The organism is Brevundimonas sp. Br13, from assembly GCF_055391505.1.
Map to the genome: position 1 here is coordinate 1,387,599 of NZ_AP044008.1, position 23,031 is coordinate 1,410,629.

Sequence of the window (23,031 nt, forward strand, 5' to 3'; positions counted from 1 at the left end):
CACATGATCGGACGCGCAACGTACCGTTTTGTGCAACAGCTTCTCGTATTTTGCAATACGTGGCGGATTTAGCCGGGCAAGGCTCGTTTGCGCCCTGTCAGTTTCGGGCGACAGAGGCCGCATAGACGTGATTGCGACCGTGCATGTTGGAGACGAACAGCACCCACCGTCCGTCCGGCGTGAAGGTGACGTTGGGCTCCAGCCGATAGTCGTGGCGGCCCATGTCCACCAGCCGCTCGGTCCGCAGATATTCGACCGAGATCAGGTCGTCCTGATCGCTTTCTGGGTCATGATCGACCACCGGTTCCGGGCGCAGAAGCACCAGCCATTTGCCGTCCGGCGCATGGGCGACCATGTCCGCGTCGCCGCCGTCGCCGGCGAAGAAGCTCCCGTCGGGCGAGCTGTTGAAGTGCACCGACCAGCTGTTCTGCTCCAGGCGGCGATAGACGCGCTTTCCGGTTTGAAGGTCCACGGACGCCACCCAGAAGACCTGACCCCGCGGCGTCTGCAGATCGTACAGGACCTGGCGTCCGTCAGGACTGAACCACTCGTGGCCGAAGATTTCGAAATTCATCGTCCGCTGGTGCAGTTTGCGCAGGTCCGTGCCGTTCGTCTTGATCGTCCACATGCGATCGACGCGGTGCCAGGGCCCTTCGTGCGAGAAGATGATGCGCTCAGGGTCTGTGGGCGAGAACTGCGGATGGTTCAGCCAGTCTCTGGCCGCATGGACGACGCGGCGTTCACCGGTGCGCAGATCAATGACGAACAACTCCATCGGCACGCGCGCGGCCCACCGCTGAAGCATCCGCACGCCCTTGGCCTTGGCGAAGTTCAGCGGGCGGCCGTCGGGGCCGACGGCGGCGTACTCGGCCTGTCCTGCGCGACGATTGCGCGGATCGGCGGCGTCGGGCTGGAGCGGCGCGTCGCCATAGGCCACCGTCCCGACCGCCAGGGTCTCGTCGGCGTTGATCGAACTGAACTGGCCCTGTTCGATCCGGGCCAGACGTCGGGTGCGGCCCGTGTCGATATCGACGGCGAACAGGGTGCGCGGCCGATCGGTGGGCTGGCCTTCGCCGGCATCAGAGACAGTATAGTAGGCGGTCCGCGTCCTGCGGCCCGTGACCATCAGGTCCGCGTCCGGGTCGGCCACCAGCACAGAGCGTCGAAAGCCGTTGTCGAGCTCGACCTTGATGATGCCCTGGGGCGAGGAGAAGAGCAGAACATCACCCTGGGGCGTGAAGCTGTTGCGGTAGAAGTAGAGCTTGCTCCCGCCCTCGTCTCCCGACAGGCGCACAATGCGATGGCCGGTCTTGGGGTCGATCCAGTCGGTCGGAACCGGCCCCTCCCAGGTCGGCCAGGGCGGCGGCGCCTCGCTGGCCTGATGGATGGGCGGGGCGGTGTTGGGCGCTGGGAAGACCGGCGCGCCGGCCGGCCCGGCCTGGGGCGGCCCTGCCTGGGTCGTCGCGGCCTGGGCCTGGCCGGCAAGCACGCCGGCGGCGGGGGCGGCCAACAGGGCCTTCAGGGCGGAGCGTCTGGAGGTCGTCATGGGGGCGATCCTGTCTTTCGGGTTCAGGGGGCAGGCGTCAGGCCTTCGACCCGCACGGTCCAGCCCTCCTTGGGGAAGCCGGGCGCGTGGCCGCTGGACCCGTCCCATCCGGCGGCCATCAGGCCGACAGCCATGAGTAAGGAGCCGTTGGACGGGAAGTAGGCTTCCGCCGCGCGACGATAGCCGGGGCCGTCGGGATTGACCGCCATCTGGACTCCCCCGGCTCCCGCCGAGACGGGCACCAGCTCGTCGGCGTGCTCGTCCAGATGGACGCGCGGCGTCATGCCGGTGACGCCCCACTGATTGTTCTTCAGGTCCGCGAACAGCCAGTCCACGGCCTTGTCGGGTTCACCGAGGCGGGCGGCGGTCATGGCCATCATGGGGAAGTCCCATCCCCAGGTCTGGCGCACGTCCCAGTTCCGCTCCACCGCTTCGAAGGTGCGGCGCATGGCGGCCGGGTCGATGCGAGCGCCTGGGATGAAGCCGTACGCCATCAGGAAGGAGGGGTGATCGCGGTTCTTGCATTGAGCCGCCGCAGCGTGTCTGCGGCAGGCGTCGGACATGGCGGTCTCCCAGAAGTCCGGCACGTTTTCGACCGGCAGATAGAGGCCGTCCTTGATCGGCGGCGGCGCCATCTCGGCCAGGGCCTGATCCCAGTCGGCGCGACGGGCCTGGCCCTTGCGTTCGCGCCAGGACTGCGCGGTTTCCAGCCCCCAACGGAAATACTCGACCTCGAAGGCGGGGTTCACCGTGGTCAGGGGATCATAGTTTTCCTGCGCCGGAATCATCGGCGGTCCCAGGTTCAGCCGGCCGTCGCGTTCGATGGGCCAGGAGGCCAAGAGGTCGGCGGTGGCCTCGACCAACTCGCCGTATCGATCCAGTACGGCGGGATCCCTCTCAGATCGCCACACCAGCTCGGCCAGCAGGATCGGATGCGGCTGCTGCCACATGATGAAGGGCGAGACGAGGCTGGGGCTGTTGCGGCCCTCGGGTCCGACCATCTTGGGCCACCAGGCGCCCTTGACCCGGTGGCGGGCGGCCTCGGCGCGGGCCTGGTCCAGATGGCCGACATACCAGGGCAGACTCCGCTCCAGCATGTCGGCATGCCCCCACATGGCCTGCCAGCCGGCGTGCCAGGGGTGCATTTCCAAGTGGAACTTGCCGTACCAGCTGTTGGAGAACAGGCCCTCTTCCTGGGGCGGCAGTTCGCCGGCGCCGTTCAGGGCCGAGAGGTATTGCGACAGGACCACGCGGCGCTCCAACTCGGATGCGCGGGGATCGGTGGAACCGCTGAAATCCACGGCGCCGCCCTGGGTCCAGAAACCGTTCCAGTGGGCGGCCGTCGCCTGGACGCCGGCGCTGTAGGCCGGTGTCGCGGGCGCTCGCTCCTGCCGATCGAAGCGGACCATGACGGTCAGCCGGTCGCGACCGGCGGCGATCGCTCGAAAGGCGTCGGCGCCGGTTTGCTCGATCTCACCGGAAGCGGTGATGCCCGAATAATAGCGGGTGTCGTCCAGGGTGCGGCGAATGCGGACGTCGCCCGCGTCTTGGGCGACGACGGTCAGGCTTTGGGCTCCCGAGGCGTCAAACGACGTCGGATCGGGATTGATGGCGGGGGCGACGCTTGGATAGCGGACCTGGACGCCCAGGCCTCGCGTGGAGACCAAGGGGGAGACGATCTCGACCATCACCATGTCCAGGCTCGGGTGGACGCGGGTGACGACCTCGACCGGCTGGCCGTCATAGGTGAAGCGGCTGGTCAGGGCCCCGGACCACAGGTCCAGCGTCTGGCGGGTGTGAGCGACCTTGGCGAAGTCCAGCGGCCTGTCGTCGGCGAAGGTCAGGCCGATGCGACTGAGAGAGAACCGATGCGGATTGGCCCGCAGCCAGGTGTAGGCGGGCTGGGTCTCGGCCACCGCCCACGACTTCATCCAGGCATAGGGTTGGTCCCCCCGTCCCGGAACGGGCACGTCGATCAGGCCGTCCTGTTCGGTATAGCCGTTCGGATTGGGAAAGCTGTGCCAGGCCCACTGCGCCATGGTCAGCAGGGGGGACAGTTCCGAATACTGTTCCGGGAAGGTCTGCAACCCCGTGATGTCGGCGGTGAAGCCCAGGTTCCCATTGCCCAGCATGATCGGCGCATGAGGGTCTATCGAGGTCAGCGTCACATTATGGCGCGTGACCAGGGCGTGTCGGTCGATCGGCGCGACGGGCGCGACGGCGACGGGCGCGACCGTCTGGGCGCAGGCTGCGGTGGGGCCGGCCAGCAGGGTGAAGGCGAGAAGGGCGGTGCGGAAACCCATTACTTCGCCTCCGCCTTCAGCCCCAAGCCCGCGCCCTTCCATCCGTACCAGGCGACGACCGCGAAACAGACCGCAGGCATCAGGAAGGCGACGTTGGCGCCGTAGAGGTCGGCGATCCTGCCCATCGGCCACGGCAGCAGCACGCCGCCGCCGATCGCCATGACCATCAGGGACGAGGCGCGCTTGGTGGCGGCGCCCAGCCCGGTCGTGCCCAATGCGAAGATGGTCGCGAACATGGTCGACATGAAGAAGAAGACGGCGATCAGGGCGACCGGCGAGACGATATTGATCCCGGCCGCCACGACCAGGGTCAGGACGACATTGATCAGGCCATAGGCCGTCAGCAGGGCGCGCGGCCTCATCTTCAGCAGCAGGGCGGTGGCGAAGAAGCGGCCGACCAGATAGCCGATCGCGGCCAGGGACAGCATGAAGGCGCCCTGTTGCGACGTCAGGCCCTGCCAGTTGTGGGTCACCAGATTGATGAAATAGGCGCCGATGCCGACCTGGGCGCCGATATAGAGGGCCTGGGTGATCACGCCGGCGACGAAGTGCGGCTGTTTCGACAGGGGCAGGGCGGGAACGTCGCCCTCGGCTGCGCCATGGTCCGACAGGCCGGTCTCCGGCAGGCGGGCGCGCCAGACGGCCAGGGCGAACATGATCACCCCGACGGCGATCAGGCCGTAGACGATCTGGATCGAGCGGGTCGCCCCGCCCAGGGCCTGGGTCGTCGTCGGGCTGAAGAAGACGGCGCCGCCGATCAGCGGCCCGAAGAAGACGCCCAGGGCGTTAAACGATTGGGCCAGGTTCAGGCGCTGAGACGCCTTGGCCGGATCGCCCAGGACGTTGACGTAGGTGTCGGCGCTGGTTTCCAGAATGCACAGGCCGGCGGCCAGAACGAACATGGAGCCGACGAAGGGCAGGAAGGCCCCTGCGCCCGCCGCCGGGATGAACAGCAGGGCGCCGATCGCGGTGACGGCCAGGCCCGACACGATGCCGAACTTGTAGCCCCGGGCGTGCAGCAGCATGCCCGCCGGAATCGACAGCAGCAGATAGGCCCCGAAATAGGCGATCTGCAGCCAGGCGCTGTCGGCCTGGCTGATGCTGAGCGTCTCCTGGAAATGCTTGTTCAGCACGTCCAGCAGGCCATAGGCCAGGCCCCAGATCAGGAAGCAGGCGATGGCGAAGGCCAGCGGGCCCTTCAAGGAACCGGCAGGCCCCGAAACTGAGGGCTGGGCCAGACCTCCGGGGGTGTGGGCGGCGTCGGTCTCGATGACCATTGGGGCTCTCCTGGTGTTTCTCGCGGGCCTGGCCGTCTTTTCGCGGCCTCGGCGGGTGGGTGTCAGATGCGGTAGATCGCCTCGGCGTTGGCGGCGAACAGGCGGTCGCGCTCTTCGGCCGAGAAGTCGGCCGTGATCGCGTCGAAGGCGGAATAGAAGGCGTCGAAGGTTCCGTGGACCCGCTCGACCGGGAAGTCGGAGGCGAACATGGCCCGCTCGGTCCCGAAGGCGTCGATACACTCCAGGACGACGGGGCGAATGCTGTCGGGGGTCCAGGCGCGGTCGGTGATGCCGAGGCCGGAAATCTTGATCGAGACCTGGGGTTGGGCGGCCAGCAGGCGCAGACCCCGCTTCCAGCGCTCCATTCCCGCCGCGTCGCGGTCGGTCGGCAGTCCGGCGTGATTGACGATCATCGAAATGTCGGGGTGACGCGCGGCGATGATGGCGGCGGTCGCCATCTGCGACGGATAGAGCTGGAGGTCGAACGACAGGCCGTGCCGCGCCAGTTTCGCGAAGCCTGCCACCCACTGCGGATCTCGCAACAGGTCTCGGTCGGTATAGGTTTTCAGCGGATCCTCGTGCCAGCAGACGATCTGGCGCACGCCGCGTACGTTCGCGCGGGCGGCGTGAGCCTCCAGCAGGGCGTCCAGGTGTGGGTCAAGCATGTCGGCGCCGGCGACGATCGCGTGTGGATAACCGGTGTCATCGGCGAGCGATTGTAGCCAGTCTGTTTCGGCCAGTTGCCGGCCTACCGGCTGGCCGGCCTCGACGTGAACGATCTTTTCCACACGCCAGCCGGCCGTATCGGCCAGATAGTCGTCCAGCAGATAGTTCGCGTTGGCGATGGACGACATGTCCCCGGCTGGATTGTTCGGCAGGGGATCGTCCTGAAGCCAGCCGTAGCGCGCCCGTGACAGGTCCCACAGATGGACGTGGGAATCGACGATGCGGAGATCCGAGCCCACCGCGTACACTCAGTAGGTCGTGCGCCCGCCAGACGTATCGAACGTCGAGGCGGTGGTGAAGCTGCACTCTTCGGAGGCCATGAAGCAGACCATGGCGGCGCTCTCCTCGACTTCGCCCAGGCGCCCCATGGGGATTTTGGAGCGCATATAGTCGACCTGGCTCTGGGGCAGTTGCTCCAGGATCGGGCTTTCGAAGGTGGCGGGGGTCAGGCTGTTGGCGATGACGCCCTGGCCGGCCAGTTCCTTGCCCAGAGACTTGGTGAAGCCGATCACCCCCGCCTTTGACGCCGAATAGGCGCTGGCGTTGGGATTGCCTTCCTTGCCCGCGACCGAGGCGACGTTGACGATCCGGCCGTAGCCGTTCCGAAGCATGAAGGGCACGACGGCGCGGCAGCAGTAGAAGACGCCGTTCAGATTGATGTCCACGACCCGCTTCCAGCTGTCGATCGGAAACTCTTGCACCGGCGCGGTGGCGCCCGTGACGCCGGCGGAGGCGACCAGGATGTCGATGCGGCCGCCCAGCGCCGCGTTCGAGGTCTCGGCGGCCGATGCGACCGCCTCGGGATCGGCCACGTCCAGAGCCACGGTCGTCACGGCGCCGACCTCAGCCGCGGCGGCCTTAAGCGTGTCCGCGTTCAGATCCCACAGCACCACCCGGCCGCCCTCGGCGACGATGCGGGCGGCGGCGGCCTTGCCCAGGCCCGAGGCGCCGCCGGTCACGACGGCGGCCCGGCCCGCAAAACGTCCTTCATAGGCGCTCATGCGACCAGATCCCTGGACCAGGCGACCACGGCCTGACGCTGGCTGCCCAGCTTGTCGATGCCCAGCTCCATCACGTCGCCGGCCTTGAGGTAGAAGGGTTCGGGCTTCTGGCCCAGGCCCACGCCGGGCGGGGTGCCGGTGGTGATCAGATCCCCCGGCTCCAGCGTCATGAACTGGCTGACGTAGGATACGATCTCGGCGACGCCGAAGATCATGGTCCGGGTGTTGCCGGTCTGCATCCGCTTGCCGTTCAGGTCCAGCCACATGTCCAGGTTCTGGACGTCGCCGACCTCGTCGGGGGTGACGATCCAGGGGCCGACCGGACCGAAGGTGTCGCACCCCTTGCCCTTGTCCCAGGTGCCGCCGCGCTCGGTCTGGAAGGCGCGCTCGGACACGTCGTTGATCAGCACATAGCCGGCCACATGATCCAGGGCGTCGGCCTGTTCGACGTAGGAGGCCCGCCTGCCGATGACGATGCCCAGCTCGACCTCCCAGTCGGTCTTCTCGGAGCCGCGCGGGATGACGACCGTGTCGTTCGGTCCCTGAAGGCAGGACACCGCCTTGGCGAAGACGACCGGCTCAGACGGAATGGGCAGGTTCGATTCCTCGGCATGGTCGGCGAAGTTCAGCCCGATGGCGATGAATTTGCGCACGCCGTTCACCGGCACGCCGTAGCGCGGCTGGCCTTCGACCAGCGGCAGGCGCTCGGGATCTATCGCCTTCAGCGCAGCCAGGCCTTCGCCCCACAGTTGGTCGGGCGTGATGTCGGCGACCACGCCGGACAGGTCGCGGATGCGGCCGTTCGCATCCAGCAGGCCGGGCTTTTCCTGGCCCCTGGGGCCGTAGCGAAGCAGTTTCATGAGACGGGGGGACTCTCGACTAGCGGGCGTAGGGGCGGTGCAGGGCGATGTCGCGGTTCAGCTCCACGCCGAAGCCTGGCGTGTCGGGAACCTTGAGCCTGCCGTTGACCGGCACGGGTTCGCCGATCAGCTGCGGATGGAACATGGGCACGACTTCGTCGGCGCCGGGGGCCATCATCAGGAACTCGGCGAAGGGGCTGTTATGGCGCGTGATGACGAAGTGGTAGGAATAGACGCTGGACCCGTGCGGGATCATCAGCACGCCCTTGGCGTCGGCCAGGGCGGAGATCTTCTGCAGTTCGGTGACGCCGCCGCACCAGCCGACGTCCGGCTGGATGATGTCGCAGCATTCCATTTCCAGCAGCATGCGGAAGCCCCAGCGGGTCGCCTCATGTTCGCCGGTGGTCACCAGCATCCCCTTGGGGGCGTTCTTCTTCAGCGCCTGATAGCCCCAGTAGTCGTCGGGGCTCAGCGCCTCCTCGATCCACTTCAGACCCAGTTTGTGCGCCTCATGGGCCAGGCGGGTGGCGTAGTTCAGGTCCAGCGCCATCCAGCAGTCGAACATCAGCCAGAAGTCGTCGCCGCAGGCGTTCCGCATGGCCTCCAGCTCGGCGAGGTTCTTCTTGAGGCCCTCCTCGCCCTCGGCAGGGCCGTGGTGCAGGGGCATCTTGCCGCCGATGAAACCCAGTTCCTTGGCTTTGTCGGGCCGGGCGCCGGTGGCGTAGAAGGTCAGTTCGTCGCGCACGGCCCCGCCCAGCATGGCGAAGACCGGTTCCTGGCGCAGACGGCCCAACAGGTCCCACACGGCCAGATCGACGCCCGAGATGGCGTTCACCACCAGACCCTTGCGGCCGTAATACTGGGTCGAGAAATACATCTGGTCCCAGATCTTCTCGACCTCGGACGGATCGCGGCCTTCCAGGAAGCGGGCCAGGTGTTTTTCGACGATATAGGCGGCGGGTTCGCCCCCGGTCGTGACCGCGAAACCGACGACGCCGTTCTCGGCCTCGATCTCGACGACCAGCGTGCCCAGCACATTGATGCCGAAGCTGCGGCGGCTCTGACGATACTCGGGATATTTCGCCATGGGCGTGGCGATATGGTCGTCGATCCAGTGGCCGTCGCCCTGATCGTGATAGTCGGCGCCGCCGCCGGTCCCGTCGTTTTTAACGACGAAGGCGCGGACATGCTTGATCCGGGGCAGGCGGCTCATTGAGAACCCGCCAAAAAGCGGCGATCCGCTCCCATATTTCGGGATTTCACTGGCTTTCCTCCCTGCGACACGCCAAGGTTCCCTGCATAGCTTTGGACGACTTGCGCGTTTTGCTACATTCTGAGAATGAGGATTACGAAATGGGACGAACGGCGTCAATCAAGACCATGCAGGTCGCAGGTGAAGAAGAGGCGGGGGCCAAGGCGTCCGGCAGCCAGACCCTGCTGCGCGGTCTGGACGTCATCGACGCCTTGATCGAAGGCTCCCTGCCGCTGGCCGAACTGTCGGAAAAACTGGATCTGACCCGCAGCACCACCCACCGCCTGGCCTCGGCCCTGGTCGAGCGTCGTCTGCTGTCGTTCCGGCCGCGCGAGGGCTATTCCCTGGGGCCGAAACTGCTGGAGCTGGGGCACGCCGCCAGCCAGCAGATGCATCTGCCGCGCGTCGCCCGACCCTGGCTGGAGCAGCTGTCGGCCGCCACGGACGACACGGTGCATCTGGGCGTGCTGGACGGCCGCCATGCCCTCTATCTGGACAAGGTGGCCGGACGTCGCCGCATCAACATCGGTTCGCGCCTGGGCGAACGTCACCCCATCGCCTCGACCGGCCTGGGCAAGGCGCTGATCCTGGACAAGACCGAGGCGGAGTGGATCGATTTCTACGCCGAGCCGGACGCCAAGTTCGACTCGGCCGCCCGCGCCGTCTGGCTGGAGCGGATGCGCGGCTACGCCCAGAAGGGCTACGCCTTCGATCTTGAGGAGAACGAAGACCAGATCCGCTGCGTCGCTGCTCCGATCCGCTCGGTCGACGGCCGAATCGTCGCGGCCCTCAGCGTCTCCTCGGCCGCTCAATACATGTCCGACGCGCGAATGAGCGAACTGACCAAGACCGTGACGGAGGCCGCTGACGCCATCAGCGCCGACCTCGGCTGGTCGCCCAAAACCTGATCCAAACCCACAGAACCGCTGGAGCCCCCATGCTGCTTGAGAACAAGGTCGTCCTGATCACCGGGGCGTCGCGAGGCATCGGACGGGCGACCGCGATCGAGGCCGCGCGCCAGGGCGCAGACGTGGCGATCAACACCTTTCGCGACGCCGAGGCCGCCGCAGATGTCGTCGCCGAGATCGAGCGGCTGGGCCGCCGGGCCGTCGCCGTCGACGGCGATGTGGCCTTGCCGGACAGCGCCGCCGACTTCATCGACCGGTCGGTTCAGGCCCTGGGTCGGGTGGACGTCTTCGTCTCCAATGCCGGCATCTGTCCCTTCCACGCCTTCCTGGACATGCCGGTCGAGACCCTGCGCCGGACCATGGAGGTCAATCTGCACGGGGCCTATTTCATGACCCAGGCCGCCGCCAACCAGATGGTGAACCAGGGCGACGGCGGGGCCATCGTGGCGATCAGCTCCATCTCGGCCCTGGTCGGCGGCGAGATGCAGACCCACTACACCCCGACCAAGGCCGGGGTTCACAGCCTGATGCAGTCCTGCGCCGTGGCCCTGGGCCAATACGGCATTCGCTGCAACTCGGTCCTGCCCGGCACCATCGCCACCGACATCAATAAGGACGACCTGTCCGATCCCGCCAAGCGGACCTATATGGAAGGGCGGATTCCGCTGGGGCGGCTGGGTCGGCCCGAGGACGTCGCCTCGGTGGTCGCCTTCCTGGCTTCGGACATGGCGGGCTACATGTCCGGCGCCGCCCTGCTGGTCGACGGCGGGGCCTTCGCCAACTTCCAGTAAGACCGGCCCATGATCATCTCGTCGCCCAGCGATTACCGCGAGGCCGCGCGGCGCAAGCTGCCGCCCTTCCTGTTTCACTATATCGACGGCGGCGCCTATGCCGAACACACCCTGCGCCGCAACGTCGAGGACTGGCGCGACGTCGCCCTGCGCCAGCGGGTGTTGCAGGACATGTCCAGCCTCAGCCTGGAGACGCCACTGTTCGACGAGACCCTGCGTCTGCCGATCGTCCTGGCGCCGGTCGGCCTGACGGGCATGTACGCCCGGCGCGGCGAGGTGCAGGCGGCCCGGGCGGCGGCGTCGCGCGGCGTGCCCTTCACCCTGTCCACCGTCTCGGTCTGCCCCATCGAAGAGGTGGCGCCCGCCATCGACCGGCCGATGTGGTTCCAGCTGTATGTGCTGCGTGATCGGGGCTTCATGAAGAACGCCCTGGAAAGGGCGAAGGCGGCGGGGGTGAAGACCCTGGTCTTCACCGTCGACATGCCTACCCCCGGCGCCCGCTATCGCGACGCCCATTCCGGCATGAGCGGGCCCCACGCCGAGATGCGCCGCATGATCCAGGCCATGACCCATCCCGCCTGGGCCTGGGACGTCGGGGTGAGGGGGCGGCCGCACGACCTGGGCAACGTTTCCCGATATCTGGGCAAGGCGACGGGTCTGGCCGACTATATCGGCTGGCTGGGCGCCAATTTCGATCCGTCGATCTCGTGGAAGGATCTTCAGTGGATCCGCGACGCCTGGGACGGTCCCATGATCATCAAGGGCGTCCTGGATCCCCAGGATGCGCGTGACGCCGTGGCCTTCGGCGCCGACGGGATCGTTGTGTCGAACCATGGCGGGCGTCAGCTGGACGGCGTTCTCTCCTCGGCGCGGGCCTTGCCGGCCATCGCCGACGCGGTTCAGGGCGACCTGAAGATCCTCGTGGATTCCGGCATCCGCAACGGCCTAGACGTGGTGCGGGCCCTGGCGCTCGGCGCGGACGCCGTGATGTTAGGGCGCGCCTTCATCTACGCCCTGGCGGCGCGGGGGCAGGCGGGCGTGGGCGACCTTCTCGATCTGTTCGAAAAGGAGATGCGCGTGGCCATGACCCTGACGGGAGCCAAGTCCGTCTCCGCCCTTGATCGCACTCTGATCGTGGAGTGACGGCGCAGGGGCCGCCCAACGGCGGGCGGTTGCGTCTCATGTTTCATTATGTAGAAGTGTTTCCCAAAATATTGGGAGTACGCTCGTGAGTTCTGTCTTTACCCGATCCTTCACCGCCCTGGGGGCTCTGACCCTGGTCGCCATGGCCGGAGCGCCGGCTGAGGCCGAGGTTCTTCGCCTGAACACCCCGGCCGTCGGTCTGACCATTGATCGGATCGGCGCCCTGCCGGATGGGGAGCGCGGCGCCTGGGTCGAGTATCTGGCTCGTTCCCAGGCCCAGCACCTGGCGGACCGGGCGGCTCTGGCCGCCGAACTGCCGCCTGGCGCGACTCCGCCGCCGCCGCCTCAGGCCGTGGGGCCCAGCCAGTACAACATGCCTCTGGACCGGGCGTCGGATTGGTACGGATCGGCGCAGGCTCGCCGGATCGCCGACGCCATCGTCAGCTTCCAGACGCCGGCCGGCGGGTGGAGCAAGAACCAGGATCGGACGATCGCCCGTCTGCCCGGTCAGCGGTTCTCGAACGACGCCGAGACCATGGAGCAGAATCCCGCCAATTTCGACGCCCCCGCGGACCGGTTCTGGACCTTCGTCGGCACCCTCGACAATGAGGCGACCTGGACGGAGATGCGCTTCCTGGCCAAGGTCGCGGCCCACGCCCCGGGCGCCCAGGGCGACGCCTGGCGCGCCAGTATCGAGCGCGGCGTGCGCTATCTGTTGAACGCCCAATATCCGAACGGCGGCTGGCCGCAGATCTGGCCTCTGGAAGGCGGCTTCCACGATTCCATCACCTTCAACGACAACGCTGTCGCCAACGCCGCCATGCTGCTGCGGGACGTGTCGCAGGGACGCGAGGGCTTCGACTTCGTTTCGAACGATTTGAAGTCCCGTGCAGGGGAGGCGACGCACAAGGCGGTCGAAGTCATTTTGGCGGCCCAGGTGCGTCAGGGCGATCGCCTGCTGGGCTGGCCTCAGCAGGTGGAGCCGATGCGCCTGGTTCCGACCAGCGCCCGCAACTATGAGCCTCGCTCCATCGCCAGCGGCGAAACCACCGACATCCTGATCTTCCTGATGCGCGAGCCGAACCCTTCCGCCGAGGTCAAGGCGGCCGTGCGCGGCGCGGCGGCTTGGCTGGAGGCGGTCCGGGTCTACGACAAGTCGTTCGAAATGACGGATCAGGGCCGCAAACTGATCGACAAGCCCGGCGCCGGTCCGATCTGGTCGCGCAACTATGATCTGGTGACCGGACGGCCGATCTTCGGCGACAAGGACCAGACCATCCACGACGACGTGAACGAGATTTCGATCGGGCGGCGCAACGGCTATTCCTGGTGGATCACCTCGCCGCAACGGGCGCTTGATCTGTACGCCGTCTGGTCGGCGGAGAACGGCTGATCGGGGGCCTTCGGCCGTCGAACTTTTTTTCCCTCGTTCGGCGGCCTTTGACGGAAACGGTCGCGCCGCTCATCGTCATCAGATGGAGGGGCCTGTGGCGACCAGACTGAGCATTCCAAGCGACGAGGCCGTGCGCTGGCTGGCGCGCGAGGTTCTGCCGCATGAGGCGGACGTCCGCCGCTGGCTTGCCCAGTCCTTGGTCGCCGCCTCCGAAACGGACGATGTGATCCAGGAGGCCTATTGCCGACTGGTCGATCTGGACGATCCAGGCCGCATCCGCAGCCCCCGCGCCTACTTCTTCCAGACCGCCCGGTCGATCGTTCTCGAACAGCTGCGTCGGCAACGCGTCGTTCGGTTCGAAACCGTGACGGAAATCGACGGTCTGAACATCGAGTGGGACGAACCGTCTCCGGAGCGTATTGCGGCCGGGCGCAAGGAACTTGAACGCGTGATGCAGATCATCAGCCGTCTGCCCGACCGATGCCGGCGCATCTTCGAGATGCGGCGCATTCTGGGTCTGTCGCAGCGGGAGATCGCACGCCGACTGGGTGTCAGCGAGAACGTGGTCGAGAACGAAGCCGCGCGTGGGCTGAAGGCGATTCTGGCCGCCCTGGCCGCGGACGAGGCGCCGGGCATGACGAGGCGCAAGGCATGAGCGCTTCCGACCTGAATCCGATCGATGCGGAAGCGGCCGCCTGGGCGGTGAAGCTGGATCGCCCGCTGCCGGACGTCGAACGCGCGGCCTTGGAGACCTGGCTGACCCAGGATCGGCGTCACCGCGGAGCGCTGGCGCGAGCGCAGGCCGCCTATTGTCTAGCCGCCGCGCCCGCCCAGGCGGCTGAACCCGGGGCGACGACAGGTCGGCCGGCCCGGCGCTGGGTCCTGGCGGGGGCGGCCGGCTTGGCCGCCTCGCTGACGGCCGGCGGTGTTTTCGTCTCGGCCCTGCAACGCCAGCGACTGTCCACTCGTCTGGGCGAGATCCGCCGGGTGCCCCTGGAGGATGGCTCTCTGGCCGCGATCAACACCGATACGGTGGTCGAGGTCAGCCTGAAGCCGCGCCGCCGCGAGGTCGCGATCGAGCGCGGCGAGGCCTGGTTCCAGGTCGCCAAGGACGCCGCCCGCCCCTTCGTCGTCGAGGCCGGCGCGGTGCGGGTGCAGGCGGTCGGCACCGCCTTTTCCGTGCGCCGCAAGAGCATCGGCGCCCAGGTCATGGTGACCGAAGGCGTCGTCGAGGTCTGGAGCGTCGACGACCCCGGCGGCGCACGGCGGCGCGTCAAGGCGGGCGAACAGGTCTTCATTGGCGACAAGGCCGGCGCGGCGCGTCCCGTCAGCCGGCCCCTGGAGGCGGAGCGCGCCCTGGCCTGGCGCGACGGTCAGGTGGTGCTTGACGGCGACACGGTCGCCGCCGCCGCCGCCGAGTTCAATCGCTACAACAGCCGCAAGATCATCATCAGCGACCCGGCCCTGGAGGGGCGCCGTGTGGTGGGCTGGTTCCGCACGAACGAGCCCGACAGCTTCGCACGGGCGGTCGCCGTCGCGCACGGCGCATCGGTCCAGGTTGCCGACACCGTCATCGTCTTGGGCGGCTGAAGAAGAAAAATGACGGGCGCGTGACGGAAAGTCCGCGCCTGAGCATCGCTTGAATGGAACCCTCGTCAGAAGGGTCCGGGAACAGGAAACAGATAAGGGAGGGCCTGCGCATGCCATTCGCGCCACAATTCGACGCTCGCGCGTCGCTCATGATCGCCGTCAGCACCATCGCCCTGGCTTCGGCCGGAGCCGCCCACGCCCAGACGCGGCAGTTCAACGTGCCGGCCCAGCCCGCCGCGACCGGCGTGCCGGCCTTCGCCCGGCAGGCGGATCTCCAGCTCCTGGCGTCCTCTGACGCCGTGGCGGGGCAGCAGACCGGCGCGGTTCAGGGGGTCCTTACCGTGCAGCAGGGCCTGGACCGACTGCTCGCCGGCACCAACCTCGTCGTCGCGTCCAACGACGGACGGACCGCCGTCCTCGCCCGCGACACCCGCGTCGCCCAGGGGGATGAGACGCAGGATCCGGTCTCTGAAGTCGACTCGATTGTGGTAACCGGTTTCCGCGCCTCGCTCAGCAGCGCCCTGACGACCAAGCGCCGCGCCAACGGCGTCGTGGACGTCATCAAGGCCGAGGACATGGCCGACTTCCCGGACGCAAACCTGGCGGAGTCCATCCAGCGGGTGCCGGGCGTCTCCATCGCCCGCGACGCCGGCGAGGGCCGACAGATCACCGTGCGCGGCCTGGGACCGCAGTTCACCCGTGTGCGCATCAACGGCGTGGAGGGTCAGAGCACGGCCTCGGGCACCGACAGCTCGGGCGGCGCCAACCGCAACCGCGCCTTCGATTTCAACGTCTTCGCCTCGGAACTCTTCAACAGCATCACCGTGCGCAAGACGGCCTCGGCCGAGACGGAGGAGGGCTCGCTCGGGGCGACGGTGGATCTGCAGACCGGCCGGCCCTTCGACTACGCCGGCGCCAACCTGGTCCTGTCGGGTCAATACGGCTACAATGATCTGTCGCAGGAATGGGACCCCCGGTTCGCCGCCCTGGCCAGCAACACCTGGATGGACGGCCGCCTGGGCGCCCTGGTCTCGGTCGCCTACACCAAGCGGCGTCTGCTGGAGGAAGGCCACGGGTCCGGCGGCTGGCTGAACGGAACCGAGGCGGGCGGATACAATCCGGCTTCACCCTTCGCCGATGCGCGCCGGGCGGACGTCTATTCGCCGCGCTTTCCCCGCTACGGCCGTCTGACCCATGATCAGGAGCGGCTGGGCCTGACGGGTTCGCTGCAGTTCCGCCCGCAGGAACAGACGCTGATCAACCTTGATCTCCTCTATTCCGATTTCAAGGCGACGCGTCAGGAGAACTGGCTGGAAGCCCTGTCCTTCGCCCGCAACGCTTCCCAGGGCGGCCGGCCCGAAATCATCGTTCGCGACGGCGTCATCGATGCGAACGGCGACATGGTCTATGGGCTGTTCGACGACGTCGATGTGGAGACCGAAACCCGCTTTGACGAGTTGGACACAAAATACACTCAGGCGACGCTGAGCCTGGAGCACGACTTCAGCGACCGCTTCCGGGTGAAGGGTCTGGTCGGCTACTCCAAGTCGGACTTCGACAATCCGATCCAGACCACGGTCATCCTGAACCGCGAGAATTCGGATAACTATTTCTACGACTACCGTGAGAACCGGAACGCGCCGCTGATCGGCTTCGGCTATGACGTCACCGATCCGCTGGCCTATAATTTCGGCGCCGCCCGCTCGGAAATCCGTCTGCGGCCTCAGGGCGTGACCAACACCATCAAGACAGCCCAGTTTGACGCCGGCTATGATTTCAATCCGTCCCTGACCCTGAAGGCCGGCGTCAACTACAAGGAATATGAGTTCGATTCCTGGGCCTTGGCGCGGGTCAATGAAGGCGTGGTGCCCCAGTTGCCGGCCGGGGTGACCCTGGCCAGCCTGACCGAACTGGTCAGCGGCTTCGGCCGGAACCTGGACGCGCCGGCCGGAACGGTCACCAGCTGGATCGCGCCGAACCTTCAGGCCTTCGCGGACCTGTTCGACATCTACAGCAACACGGGCCTGTTCGAGCTGAGCGGGGCGTCCAACAGCAATGCGCGCGGCAATATCCGCAGCGTGACGGAGAAGGATTCGGCCGCCTATCTGCAACTGGACTTCACCACCGAACTGGCCGGCGTGCCGATCCGCGGCGACGTGGGGGTGCGCTATGTGAAGACGGAACAGAGCTCGACCGGCTATCAGCTGGTCGCCGGAGCGGCGCAGCAGACGACGGTGGACCGCGACTATGACGACGTCCTGCCCGCCCTGAACGTCACTGCTGAAGTGACGCCGGACTTCCTGGTCCGCTTCGGCGCGGCCAAGGTCATGACCCGTCCGAACCTGGGCAGTGTCACGCCCGGGGGCAGCCTCAGCACCGTGGGCGTCTTCAGCGTCAGCTCGGGCAACCCCTATCTGGACCCCATCCGGGCCACCACCTACGACCTTTCGGCCGAGTGGTATTTCGCGCCGGAAGCCCTGCTGTCGGTCGGTCTGTTCTACAAGGACATCGACAGTTACATTCAGACGTCCAGGACCTCGCGCCCGTTCAATGAGTCGGGTCTGCCGCTCGAACTGCTGAACGGCCTGGGGGTCTCGCCCAGCGACGTCTTCCTGTTCAGCCAGCCGGTCAACACCGAGGGCGGTCCGCTGAAGGGGATCGAAGTCAGCTATCAGCAGCCGTTCAGCTTCCTGCCCGGCCCCTTCGACAACCTGGGCGCCATCTTCAACGTCACCCTGGTCGATTCCAAGATCAGCTACATCTCGTCGCGGTCCCCGACCGGCTTTGTCGAGAACGACCTGATCGGCCTGTCGAAGACCGCCTATAACGCCACCCTCTATTATGAGGACGATCGGTTCAGCGCCCGCGTCTCGGCCGCCTATCGCGACCGCTATCTGACGGCCGTGCCCAGCGGGACCAGCACCAACGACATCGACGGGGTGCGCGACATCGTCACGGTGGACGCCTCGGCCTCCTACGCCCTGAACGACCGCATCAAGCTGACGTTCGAAGGGCTGAACCTGACCGACGCCTTCAACGAGCAATATACGGACAGCCGTCGCGACAGCATCTACGTCTATTCGCACACCGGCCGGCAGTACAACTTCGGCGTCCGCTACAGCTTCTAGTCATCCTCTCCCCTCCCGAGGATGGGCGTCGGCCGGTTCGCCGGTCGGCGCCCGCTTTTCATTCGGAGACGCCATGAAACCGCTGCTTCATCGTCGTTCTGTCCTGGCCGTCGGCGCCGCCTTGCCGCTCGCGGCGGTCGGTCCGCCCGCCTGGTCGGCGGCGCGGGCCTATGATGCGGTGGTCGCGAAACCCGCCTCGGGGCGCAACTTCGCCGCCCCGGCCTATCCCAGCCTGTCGGCCGCCATCGCCGCCGCCCCGGCGAATGGGACGCGGCCGTTCCGCATCCTGATCACGCGCGGGATCTGGACCGAACAGGTGGTGGTGGACAAGCCCTTCGTTCATCTGATCGGTGAAGACCGCAGCGGTTCAGTGATCAACCACCTAGCCGCCTCCGGACTGGCGGCGCCGGACGGGCGGCCCTGGGGCACCTTCCGCACCGCGACTCTGTTCGTCCGCGCTCCGGATTTTCACGCCGAGACCCTGACGATCAACAACGCCTTCGACGGCCTGGCGGAGATGACCAAGTCGAACGGCCTGCACTCTCACAACGGCGCCGGTCCTCAGGCGGTCGCCCTGATGATGGACAAGGGCTCCGACCGGGCGGTGGTGCGCGCCTGCGACATCCTCAGCTACCAGGACACCCTGTTCCCCGATGCGGGATCGACCCTGTTCGACCGTTGTCTGATCACGGGCAGCTATGACTTCATCTTCGGCGGCGGGCGCGCCTGGTTCGAAGGCTGCGAAATCCGATCGCGCACACGTCCGGCCGATCCGATCGAGGGTTACGTCACCGCGCCCAGCACCCCGATCGATCAGCCGTTCGGCTTCGTCTTCAAAGACTGCCGGTTGACCAAGGACGCCGATGTTCGTCCGGGCTCCGTCTTCTTGGGCCGACCCTGGCGGCCGTCCAGCGCCTTTCCCGATGGGCGATACGGCGATCCCCGTTACGTCGGCGCGGCCGCCTTTGTGGACTGCTGGATGGACGACCACATCGCCCGGGAGGGCTGGACGGAGATGTGGTACACGGGGCGCGACGGCAATCCGCGCACCATGCTTCAGCCGGAGGAGGCGCGCTTCGCGACCTTCGGCTCGACCGGACCGGGCGCCGCCGACTTCGGGAGGGGGCGCCGCCTGTCTGCAGACGAGGCCGGGCGCATCACGCGATCAGTCGTGCTGGGCTGATCGCCGCATCCTGCGGTCTGGCCGGCGCATAGCGGGCGGTCATCTCGGCGCAGAAGTCTGCGAACTCTTCGGCGACCTGCGGCGGGCTGGTGTGGTGGGGCTCCAGACCGCGATGCTCGGGCGTGAAGCAGAAGGTCACGGTCACGTCGAAGTCGGCTAAGGTCTCCATCTGCCGGTCGAACCAGTCCAGGGCGCCGTCGCGATAACGGTCCGCCCAGGACAGGCCGGTGCGCAGCCGACGTACGCCCAGGTCCTTCAGCCATCGGACCGCATTGTCCAGCCTGTGATCCTGGAAGTGAAACCACTGGCAGACCCCCATGTAGGCCGCATAGGGCCGGAAGGCCTCCAGCGCGGCCTTGGGCGAGCCGTCCTCTCGCAACAGGCCCATGTGGAAGTGCCGGTAGTAGGACGACCCCTCAGCCTCCCGATGCCGTGTCGTGGCCTCCCATGTGCGGGGCAGGTCGTACAGGCTGTACCAGTGGATGCGGGGCGCCTTGCCGATCAGCAGTTCGGCGGTCTTTTTCACACCCCAAGCCTGGACCTCTTCGGAGCCGAAGGCGGAGACCCCGACCTCCGTCACCCAGACCGGCTTGTCGGTGACCGCCTTGATCTCGTCGATTCGCGCGGGCCATTCGTCGATGGGCCACAGGTTCCAGTCCAGGGGAAAACCATGGACGGCGACCACGTCGATCGCCTCCATCACCCCCATCTCCTCCAGTCGCCGAACGAAGGAAGGGTCGATGGGAGACATCCCGCCCAGGACACGGGTCACCGTGGGATTCTCGGCCCGGACAGCGGCCCCGGCCAGCCGCGTCATTTCCGCGAAACGCGCCCATTCGGGGTCCAGCAGGGGGTCCCAGTGGGACTTGTTGTTCGGTTCGTTCCAGATCTTGACGGCCTCGATCATCGGCGCGGCTCCTTGGTCTTGTCATGGCCGTTGAGGGGCGAGCGGGCGGGATAGACGGCGCCGGCCTCGGTCGGTCGTTCTGTGCGGCGACACAGGAAGACTTCCTCCTCCGGTCGATCCAGCACCTGGAACCCCGCGCTGCGCAGCATGGCCGCGCTGGCCGAGGCGTTGGGCGCCCACCAGTTGGTCCAGTCCCCGGCGTAGCGGTGCTCGATGAAGTGCAGCTTCGGATAGTCGGGGCGGTCGAAATGGGCCGTCTGGCTGAAGTCGTAGTCGATTTCGGGTTCAAAGATGTCGTTCGCGCCGCGTTGCATCGACTGGAACAGAAGCAGGTCGTCGGCCACGTGCTCGTGGATCAGGTCCAGCGCCAGCAGCGGGTGGCGCAGGTGGTAGAGGACGCCCATGAAGATGACGAGGTCGAACCGTTCGCCGAGTTTGGCCAAGTCGTAGACGGACAGTTTGCGGAACTCGATATCCGCGTCTTCGACCTCGGCGGCGAGCCGCGCCTGGTCCAGATAGCGGTCGTCGAAATCGACGCCCAGCACCCGGTCCGCCCCCCGCCGCTTCATCTCCAGCGAGTAGAAGCCGGCGTTGCAGCCGATATCGAGCACGCTGCGGCCGCTCAGATCATCGGGGATCACATGGGCGAAGCGGGCGAACTTGTTGGCGGGATAGTCGTGGAGGAAGTGATCCGGCGCGGTGCGAACCCCCTTCAGCTCCATATTGTGAAACCAGGGGCCGAGTTCGGCCACCCGAGCGCGAACCTGCGCGGCGCTGAGTTCAGCCATGAGGAACCTCATTCAGGCGAAGAAGGGACAGGTGTTCCGGCGTCGCCGAGACGGTGGTGATCGAGCCCGGCGCGATCTCGAACCGATCGTGGTGTCGCAGCGAAAGCCCCAGAGTCAGGGCTACGACCGACTTGATCACGTCGGCGTGGCTGACCGCCGCCACGGCTCCGGCGTCGGCGGCCGCCATCGTCTCCAGCCAGCGGGACAGGCGGCCTTGGACCTCCAGCATCGACTCGCCGTTCGGCGCCCGCCCCTGGTCTCGAGCGGCGTTCCACCGGCGCCATTCGGGCAGGGCGTCCAGTTGGGCGAAATCCCGGCCGGTCCAGTCCCCGAAATCAATCTCGTTCAAGGCGGTTTCCTCTTCGAGCCGCCCAGAGTGGGCGGCGGCTATCACGGCGGCGGTCTCTCTCGTCCGGTCCAACGGGCTGGTCAGCACCCGATCAAGTCGGGGGAGGGCGCGCGCCAAAGCCTCGGCTTGACGTCTTCCCGTGTCGCTCAGACCCACGCCAGGAGTGCGTCCGCAAAGCCGTCGGGACACAAGGTCGTGGGCTCCGTGTCGGATCAGGTGGATGATCGTCACGAGACCAGGCGAGCGGCGCGCGGGGCAGGGGCGGGCTCGTCGCCGCGGATAAAACGCAGCGTCCGTTCGCGCGCCTCCTCGTCCGTGAACTGTTCCGGGGGGGATTTCATGAACCAGCTGGACGGCCCGATCAGAGGCCCGGATACGCCGCGATCCATCGCCACCTTGGCGCACCGGACGGCGTCGATGACGACGCCTGCGCTGTTGGGACTGTCCCAGACCTCCAGCTTGACCTCCATGCTGATCGGCACGTCGCCGAAGGTGGTGCCCTCCAGACGGATGTGCGCCCATTTGCGGTCGGTCAGCCACGGGACGAAATCACTGGGGCCCACATGGACGTCGTCGTCGGCCAGCGGCGTCTCGAACTGGCTGGTGACCGCCTGGGTCTTGGAGATCTTCTTCGACGTCAGTCTTTCGCGCTCCAGCATGTTCTTGAAGTCGGAGTTGCCGCCGAAGTTGAGCTGATAGGTGCGATCCACGCGCACGCCCCGCTCACGCATCAGATTGGCCAGAACTCGGTGAACGATGGTGGCGCCGACCTGGCTCTTTATGTCGTCGCCGACGAGGGGCAGTCCGGCGTCGCTGAAGCGCTTCGCCCAGGCTGGGTCCGAAGCGATGAAGACCGGAATGCAGTTGACGAAGGCGCAGCCGGCCCGCAGCGCCTGTTCAGCGTAATATTCGGTGGCCTTTTGCGATCCCACGGGCAGGTAGGAAACCAGCACCTGGGTTCCGCTGTCCCGTAAGGCTTGGGCCACATCGACGGGGGGAGCAGCGCTCTCTTCCAGGTCGTCGATCATGTATCGGCCGATCCCGTCCAACGTCGGTCCGCGCTGGACGGTGACGCCCGAGGGGCCGGGGGAGGCGAAGCGGAAGGTGTTGTTCGGCGGGGCGAAGATGGCGTCCGACAGGTCGCGGCCGACCTTGGCCGCATGGATGTCGAAGGCGCTGACCATCTCCATGTCTTCGATGCGATAACCGCCGAGTTCGACGTTCATCAGCCCGGGCGGAGGGGCGTTGCTGGGGGCCGCCGCGTAATGGGCCAGGCCCTGCACGAAGGACGAAGCGCAGTTGCCCACGCCCACGACGCCGATCCGAACGGATTTTCGTTGCATTGGCTGGTCCCTTCGCCGTTCCGCGGCCCGATCGGCCGCAGCAGGAGGAAGGATCTACAAAGCTCCCGGTTCCGTGAAATGGCCAAGTATCCGTCAGATCAAGGATCGAAGCGGAAGATAGGTGTTCTTGTGTCGGATTTTAAACATTGAAATAAACGGCGAAAAGGAAAGTGGTCGCGCAGTATGTTCAAAATTGAACGCTCCAAATATCGGAACAGATCGGTAGAAGAAGCTGTTGCTCGGGTGAACCTGCCGGAGCTGCACCATGTCCGAAGCGAACCGCCTGACTGATCATGACGATATCCGCGCCTGGGCCGAGGCCCTCGGCGCCAGGCCTTCTCGCGTAGCCAGCACGGCCGACGCCGACGGCGGCGGTGTGCTGAGGTTCGACTTCGGCGACAAGGAAGAGGCGCTGGAGGAGATCTCCTGGGACGAGTTCTTTCGCATCTTCGAAGACAGCGATCTGGCCTTGCTTGCGCAGGACCAGACGAGCGGCGGCGAGACGAGCCGTTTCTCCAAGTTCGTGCAGCGCTGAGCCGGAGA

Annotated in this window: 20 protein-coding genes; 9 read left to right on the forward strand and 11 right to left on the reverse strand. The window is 66.7% G+C overall.

The features are described 5' to 3' along the window. Positions 1-97 precede the first annotated feature (97 nt). From ACZ5M6_RS06745 to rhmD, 7 genes are all read right to left on the reverse strand, one after another. The gene (locus ACZ5M6_RS06745) at positions 98-1,546 is read right to left on the reverse strand and encodes an oligogalacturonate lyase family protein (protein ID WP_464159976.1); all 1,449 of its coding nucleotides are present in this window, start codon (positions 1,544-1,546) and stop codon (positions 98-100) included. Between the two features lie 23 nt (positions 1,547-1,569). Next, positions 1,570-3,849 (reverse strand): hypothetical protein, encoded by a 2,280-nt coding sequence (locus tag ACZ5M6_RS06750; RefSeq protein WP_464159977.1) that lies wholly within the window; start codon positions 3,847-3,849, stop codon positions 1,570-1,572. Further along, on the reverse strand, positions 3,849-5,126 hold the full coding sequence (locus ACZ5M6_RS06755; RefSeq protein ID WP_464159978.1) for a sugar MFS transporter: 1,278 nt from the start codon (positions 5,124-5,126) through the stop codon (positions 3,849-3,851). The genes ACZ5M6_RS06750 and ACZ5M6_RS06755 overlap by 1 nt, the downstream gene beginning before the upstream one ends. A gap of 62 nt (positions 5,127-5,188) precedes the next feature. Beyond that, positions 5,189-6,091, reverse strand: coding sequence for an amidohydrolase family protein (locus tag ACZ5M6_RS06760; RefSeq protein WP_201464063.1), 903 nt, complete (start codon positions 6,089-6,091; stop codon positions 5,189-5,191). 9 nt (positions 6,092-6,100) lie between these two features. Beyond that, positions 6,101-6,853 (reverse strand): SDR family NAD(P)-dependent oxidoreductase, encoded by a 753-nt coding sequence (locus ACZ5M6_RS06765; RefSeq protein ID WP_287103795.1) that lies wholly within the window; start codon positions 6,851-6,853, stop codon positions 6,101-6,103. Beyond that, the gene (locus tag ACZ5M6_RS06770; protein WP_152949723.1) at positions 6,850-7,713 is read right to left on the reverse strand and encodes a 2,4-didehydro-3-deoxy-L-rhamnonate hydrolase; all 864 of its coding nucleotides are present in this window, start codon (positions 7,711-7,713) and stop codon (positions 6,850-6,852) included. Before ACZ5M6_RS06770 ends, ACZ5M6_RS06765 begins: the two co-directional genes overlap by 4 nt. Positions 7,714-7,732: 19 nt before the next feature. Next, a complete protein-coding gene (gene rhmD / locus ACZ5M6_RS06775) occupies positions 7,733-8,926 on the reverse strand; it encodes an L-rhamnonate dehydratase (RefSeq protein ID WP_464159979.1) in 1,194 nt (397 codons plus the stop codon). Between the two features lie 167 nt (positions 8,927-9,093). Here rhmD and ACZ5M6_RS06780 point away from each other — a divergent pair, with 167 nt between their 5' ends. From ACZ5M6_RS06780 to ACZ5M6_RS06815, 8 genes are all read left to right on the forward strand, one after another. Further along, positions 9,094-9,873, forward strand: coding sequence for an IclR family transcriptional regulator (locus ACZ5M6_RS06780; protein WP_152949725.1), 780 nt, complete (start codon positions 9,094-9,096; stop codon positions 9,871-9,873). Positions 9,874-9,902: 29 nt separating this feature from the next. Continuing rightward, the gene (locus ACZ5M6_RS06785; RefSeq protein WP_464159980.1) at positions 9,903-10,664 is read left to right on the forward strand and encodes an SDR family NAD(P)-dependent oxidoreductase; all 762 of its coding nucleotides are present in this window, start codon (positions 9,903-9,905) and stop codon (positions 10,662-10,664) included. Positions 10,665-10,673: 9 nt separating this feature from the next. Continuing rightward, entirely contained in the window at positions 10,674-11,807 is a 1,134-nt protein-coding gene (gene lldD / locus ACZ5M6_RS06790; protein ID WP_464159981.1) for an FMN-dependent L-lactate dehydrogenase LldD, read from the forward strand. An 85-nt stretch (positions 11,808-11,892) separates the two neighbouring features. Further along, a complete protein-coding gene (gene pelA, locus ACZ5M6_RS06795) occupies positions 11,893-13,200 on the forward strand; it encodes a pectate lyase (protein ID WP_464159982.1) in 1,308 nt (435 codons plus the stop codon). A gap of 94 nt (positions 13,201-13,294) precedes the next feature. Further along, on the forward strand, positions 13,295-13,855 hold the full coding sequence (locus tag ACZ5M6_RS06800; protein WP_228186374.1) for a sigma-70 family RNA polymerase sigma factor: 561 nt from the start codon (positions 13,295-13,297) through the stop codon (positions 13,853-13,855). After that, on the forward strand, positions 13,852-14,790 hold the full coding sequence (locus tag ACZ5M6_RS06805) for a FecR family protein (RefSeq protein ID WP_464159983.1): 939 nt from the start codon (positions 13,852-13,854) through the stop codon (positions 14,788-14,790). Before ACZ5M6_RS06800 ends, ACZ5M6_RS06805 begins: the two co-directional genes overlap by 4 nt. 149 nt (positions 14,791-14,939) lie before the next feature. Next, entirely contained in the window at positions 14,940-17,918 is a 2,979-nt protein-coding gene (locus tag ACZ5M6_RS06810; RefSeq protein WP_336970614.1) for a TonB-dependent receptor, read from the forward strand. A gap of 73 nt (positions 17,919-17,991) precedes the next feature. Then, positions 17,992-19,101 carry a pectinesterase family protein gene (locus ACZ5M6_RS06815; protein ID WP_191555329.1) on the forward strand — a complete coding sequence of 370 codons (1,110 nt, stop codon included), beginning with the start codon at positions 17,992-17,994 and terminating at the stop codon, positions 19,099-19,101. On the opposite strand, the gene ACZ5M6_RS06820 is transcribed toward ACZ5M6_RS06815, so the two are convergent. Genes ACZ5M6_RS06820 through ACZ5M6_RS06835 form a run of 4 tightly spaced genes read right to left on the reverse strand, consistent with a single transcriptional unit; the run spans position 19,076 to position 22,488 of the window. Continuing rightward, a complete protein-coding gene (locus tag ACZ5M6_RS06820; protein WP_464159984.1) occupies positions 19,076-20,008 on the reverse strand; it encodes a glycoside hydrolase 5 family protein in 933 nt (310 codons plus the stop codon). The genes ACZ5M6_RS06815 and ACZ5M6_RS06820 overlap by 26 nt on opposite strands. Further along, positions 20,005-20,796, reverse strand: a complete 792-nt coding sequence (locus tag ACZ5M6_RS06825) for a TIGR04290 family methyltransferase (protein WP_464159985.1) — start codon at positions 20,794-20,796, stop codon at positions 20,005-20,007. The genes ACZ5M6_RS06820 and ACZ5M6_RS06825 overlap by 4 nt, the downstream gene beginning before the upstream one ends. Beyond that, positions 20,789-21,376, reverse strand: a complete 588-nt coding sequence (locus ACZ5M6_RS06830; RefSeq protein ID WP_409615882.1) for a histidine phosphatase family protein — start codon at positions 21,374-21,376, stop codon at positions 20,789-20,791. Before ACZ5M6_RS06830 ends, ACZ5M6_RS06825 begins: the two co-directional genes overlap by 8 nt. Then, a complete protein-coding gene (locus ACZ5M6_RS06835) occupies positions 21,373-22,488 on the reverse strand; it encodes an inositol-3-phosphate synthase (protein WP_464159986.1) in 1,116 nt (371 codons plus the stop codon). The genes ACZ5M6_RS06830 and ACZ5M6_RS06835 overlap by 4 nt, the downstream gene beginning before the upstream one ends. Positions 22,489-22,753: 265 nt before the next feature. On the opposite strand from ACZ5M6_RS06835, the gene ACZ5M6_RS06840 reads away from it, so the two are divergent. Continuing rightward, entirely contained in the window at positions 22,754-23,023 is a 270-nt protein-coding gene (locus ACZ5M6_RS06840; protein ID WP_464159987.1) for a hypothetical protein, read from the forward strand. Positions 23,024-23,031: the final 8 nt, after the last annotated feature.

Coding starts and splice junctions, on each gene's coding strand:
- ACZ5M6_RS06770 (WP_152949723.1), bottom strand. CDS start 7,713: ATGAAACTGCTTCGCTACGGCCCCAGGGGCCAGGAAAAGCCCGGCCTG.
- ACZ5M6_RS06825 (WP_464159985.1), bottom strand. CDS start 20,796: ATGGCTGAACTCAGCGCCGCGCAGGTTCGCGCTCGGGTGGCCGAACTC.
- ACZ5M6_RS06785 (WP_464159980.1), top strand. CDS start 9,903: ATGCTGCTTGAGAACAAGGTCGTCCTGATCACCGGGGCGTCGCGAGGC.
- ACZ5M6_RS06815 (WP_191555329.1), top strand. CDS start 17,992: ATGAAACCGCTGCTTCATCGTCGTTCTGTCCTGGCCGTCGGCGCCGCC.
- ACZ5M6_RS06840 (WP_464159987.1), top strand. CDS start 22,754: ATGTCCGAAGCGAACCGCCTGACTGATCATGACGATATCCGCGCCTGG.
- ACZ5M6_RS06780 (WP_152949725.1), top strand. CDS start 9,094: ATGCAGGTCGCAGGTGAAGAAGAGGCGGGGGCCAAGGCGTCCGGCAGC.
- ACZ5M6_RS06820 (WP_464159984.1), bottom strand. CDS start 20,008: ATGATCGAGGCCGTCAAGATCTGGAACGAACCGAACAACAAGTCCCAC.
- ACZ5M6_RS06750 (WP_464159977.1), bottom strand. CDS start 3,849: ATGGGTTTCCGCACCGCCCTTCTCGCCTTCACCCTGCTGGCCGGCCCC.
- lldD (WP_464159981.1), top strand. CDS start 10,674: ATGATCATCTCGTCGCCCAGCGATTACCGCGAGGCCGCGCGGCGCAAG.
- ACZ5M6_RS06755 (WP_464159978.1), bottom strand. CDS start 5,126: ATGGTCATCGAGACCGACGCCGCCCACACCCCCGGAGGTCTGGCCCAG.
- ACZ5M6_RS06810 (WP_336970614.1), top strand. CDS start 14,940: ATGATCGCCGTCAGCACCATCGCCCTGGCTTCGGCCGGAGCCGCCCAC.
- ACZ5M6_RS06745 (WP_464159976.1), bottom strand. CDS start 1,546: ATGACGACCTCCAGACGCTCCGCCCTGAAGGCCCTGTTGGCCGCCCCC.
- ACZ5M6_RS06805 (WP_464159983.1), top strand. CDS start 13,852: ATGAGCGCTTCCGACCTGAATCCGATCGATGCGGAAGCGGCCGCCTGG.
- ACZ5M6_RS06765 (WP_287103795.1), bottom strand. CDS start 6,853: ATGAGCGCCTATGAAGGACGTTTTGCGGGCCGGGCCGCCGTCGTGACC.
- ACZ5M6_RS06835 (WP_464159986.1), bottom strand. CDS start 22,488: ATGCAACGAAAATCCGTTCGGATCGGCGTCGTGGGCGTGGGCAACTGC.
- rhmD (WP_464159979.1), bottom strand. CDS start 8,926: ATGAGCCGCCTGCCCCGGATCAAGCATGTCCGCGCCTTCGTCGTTAAA.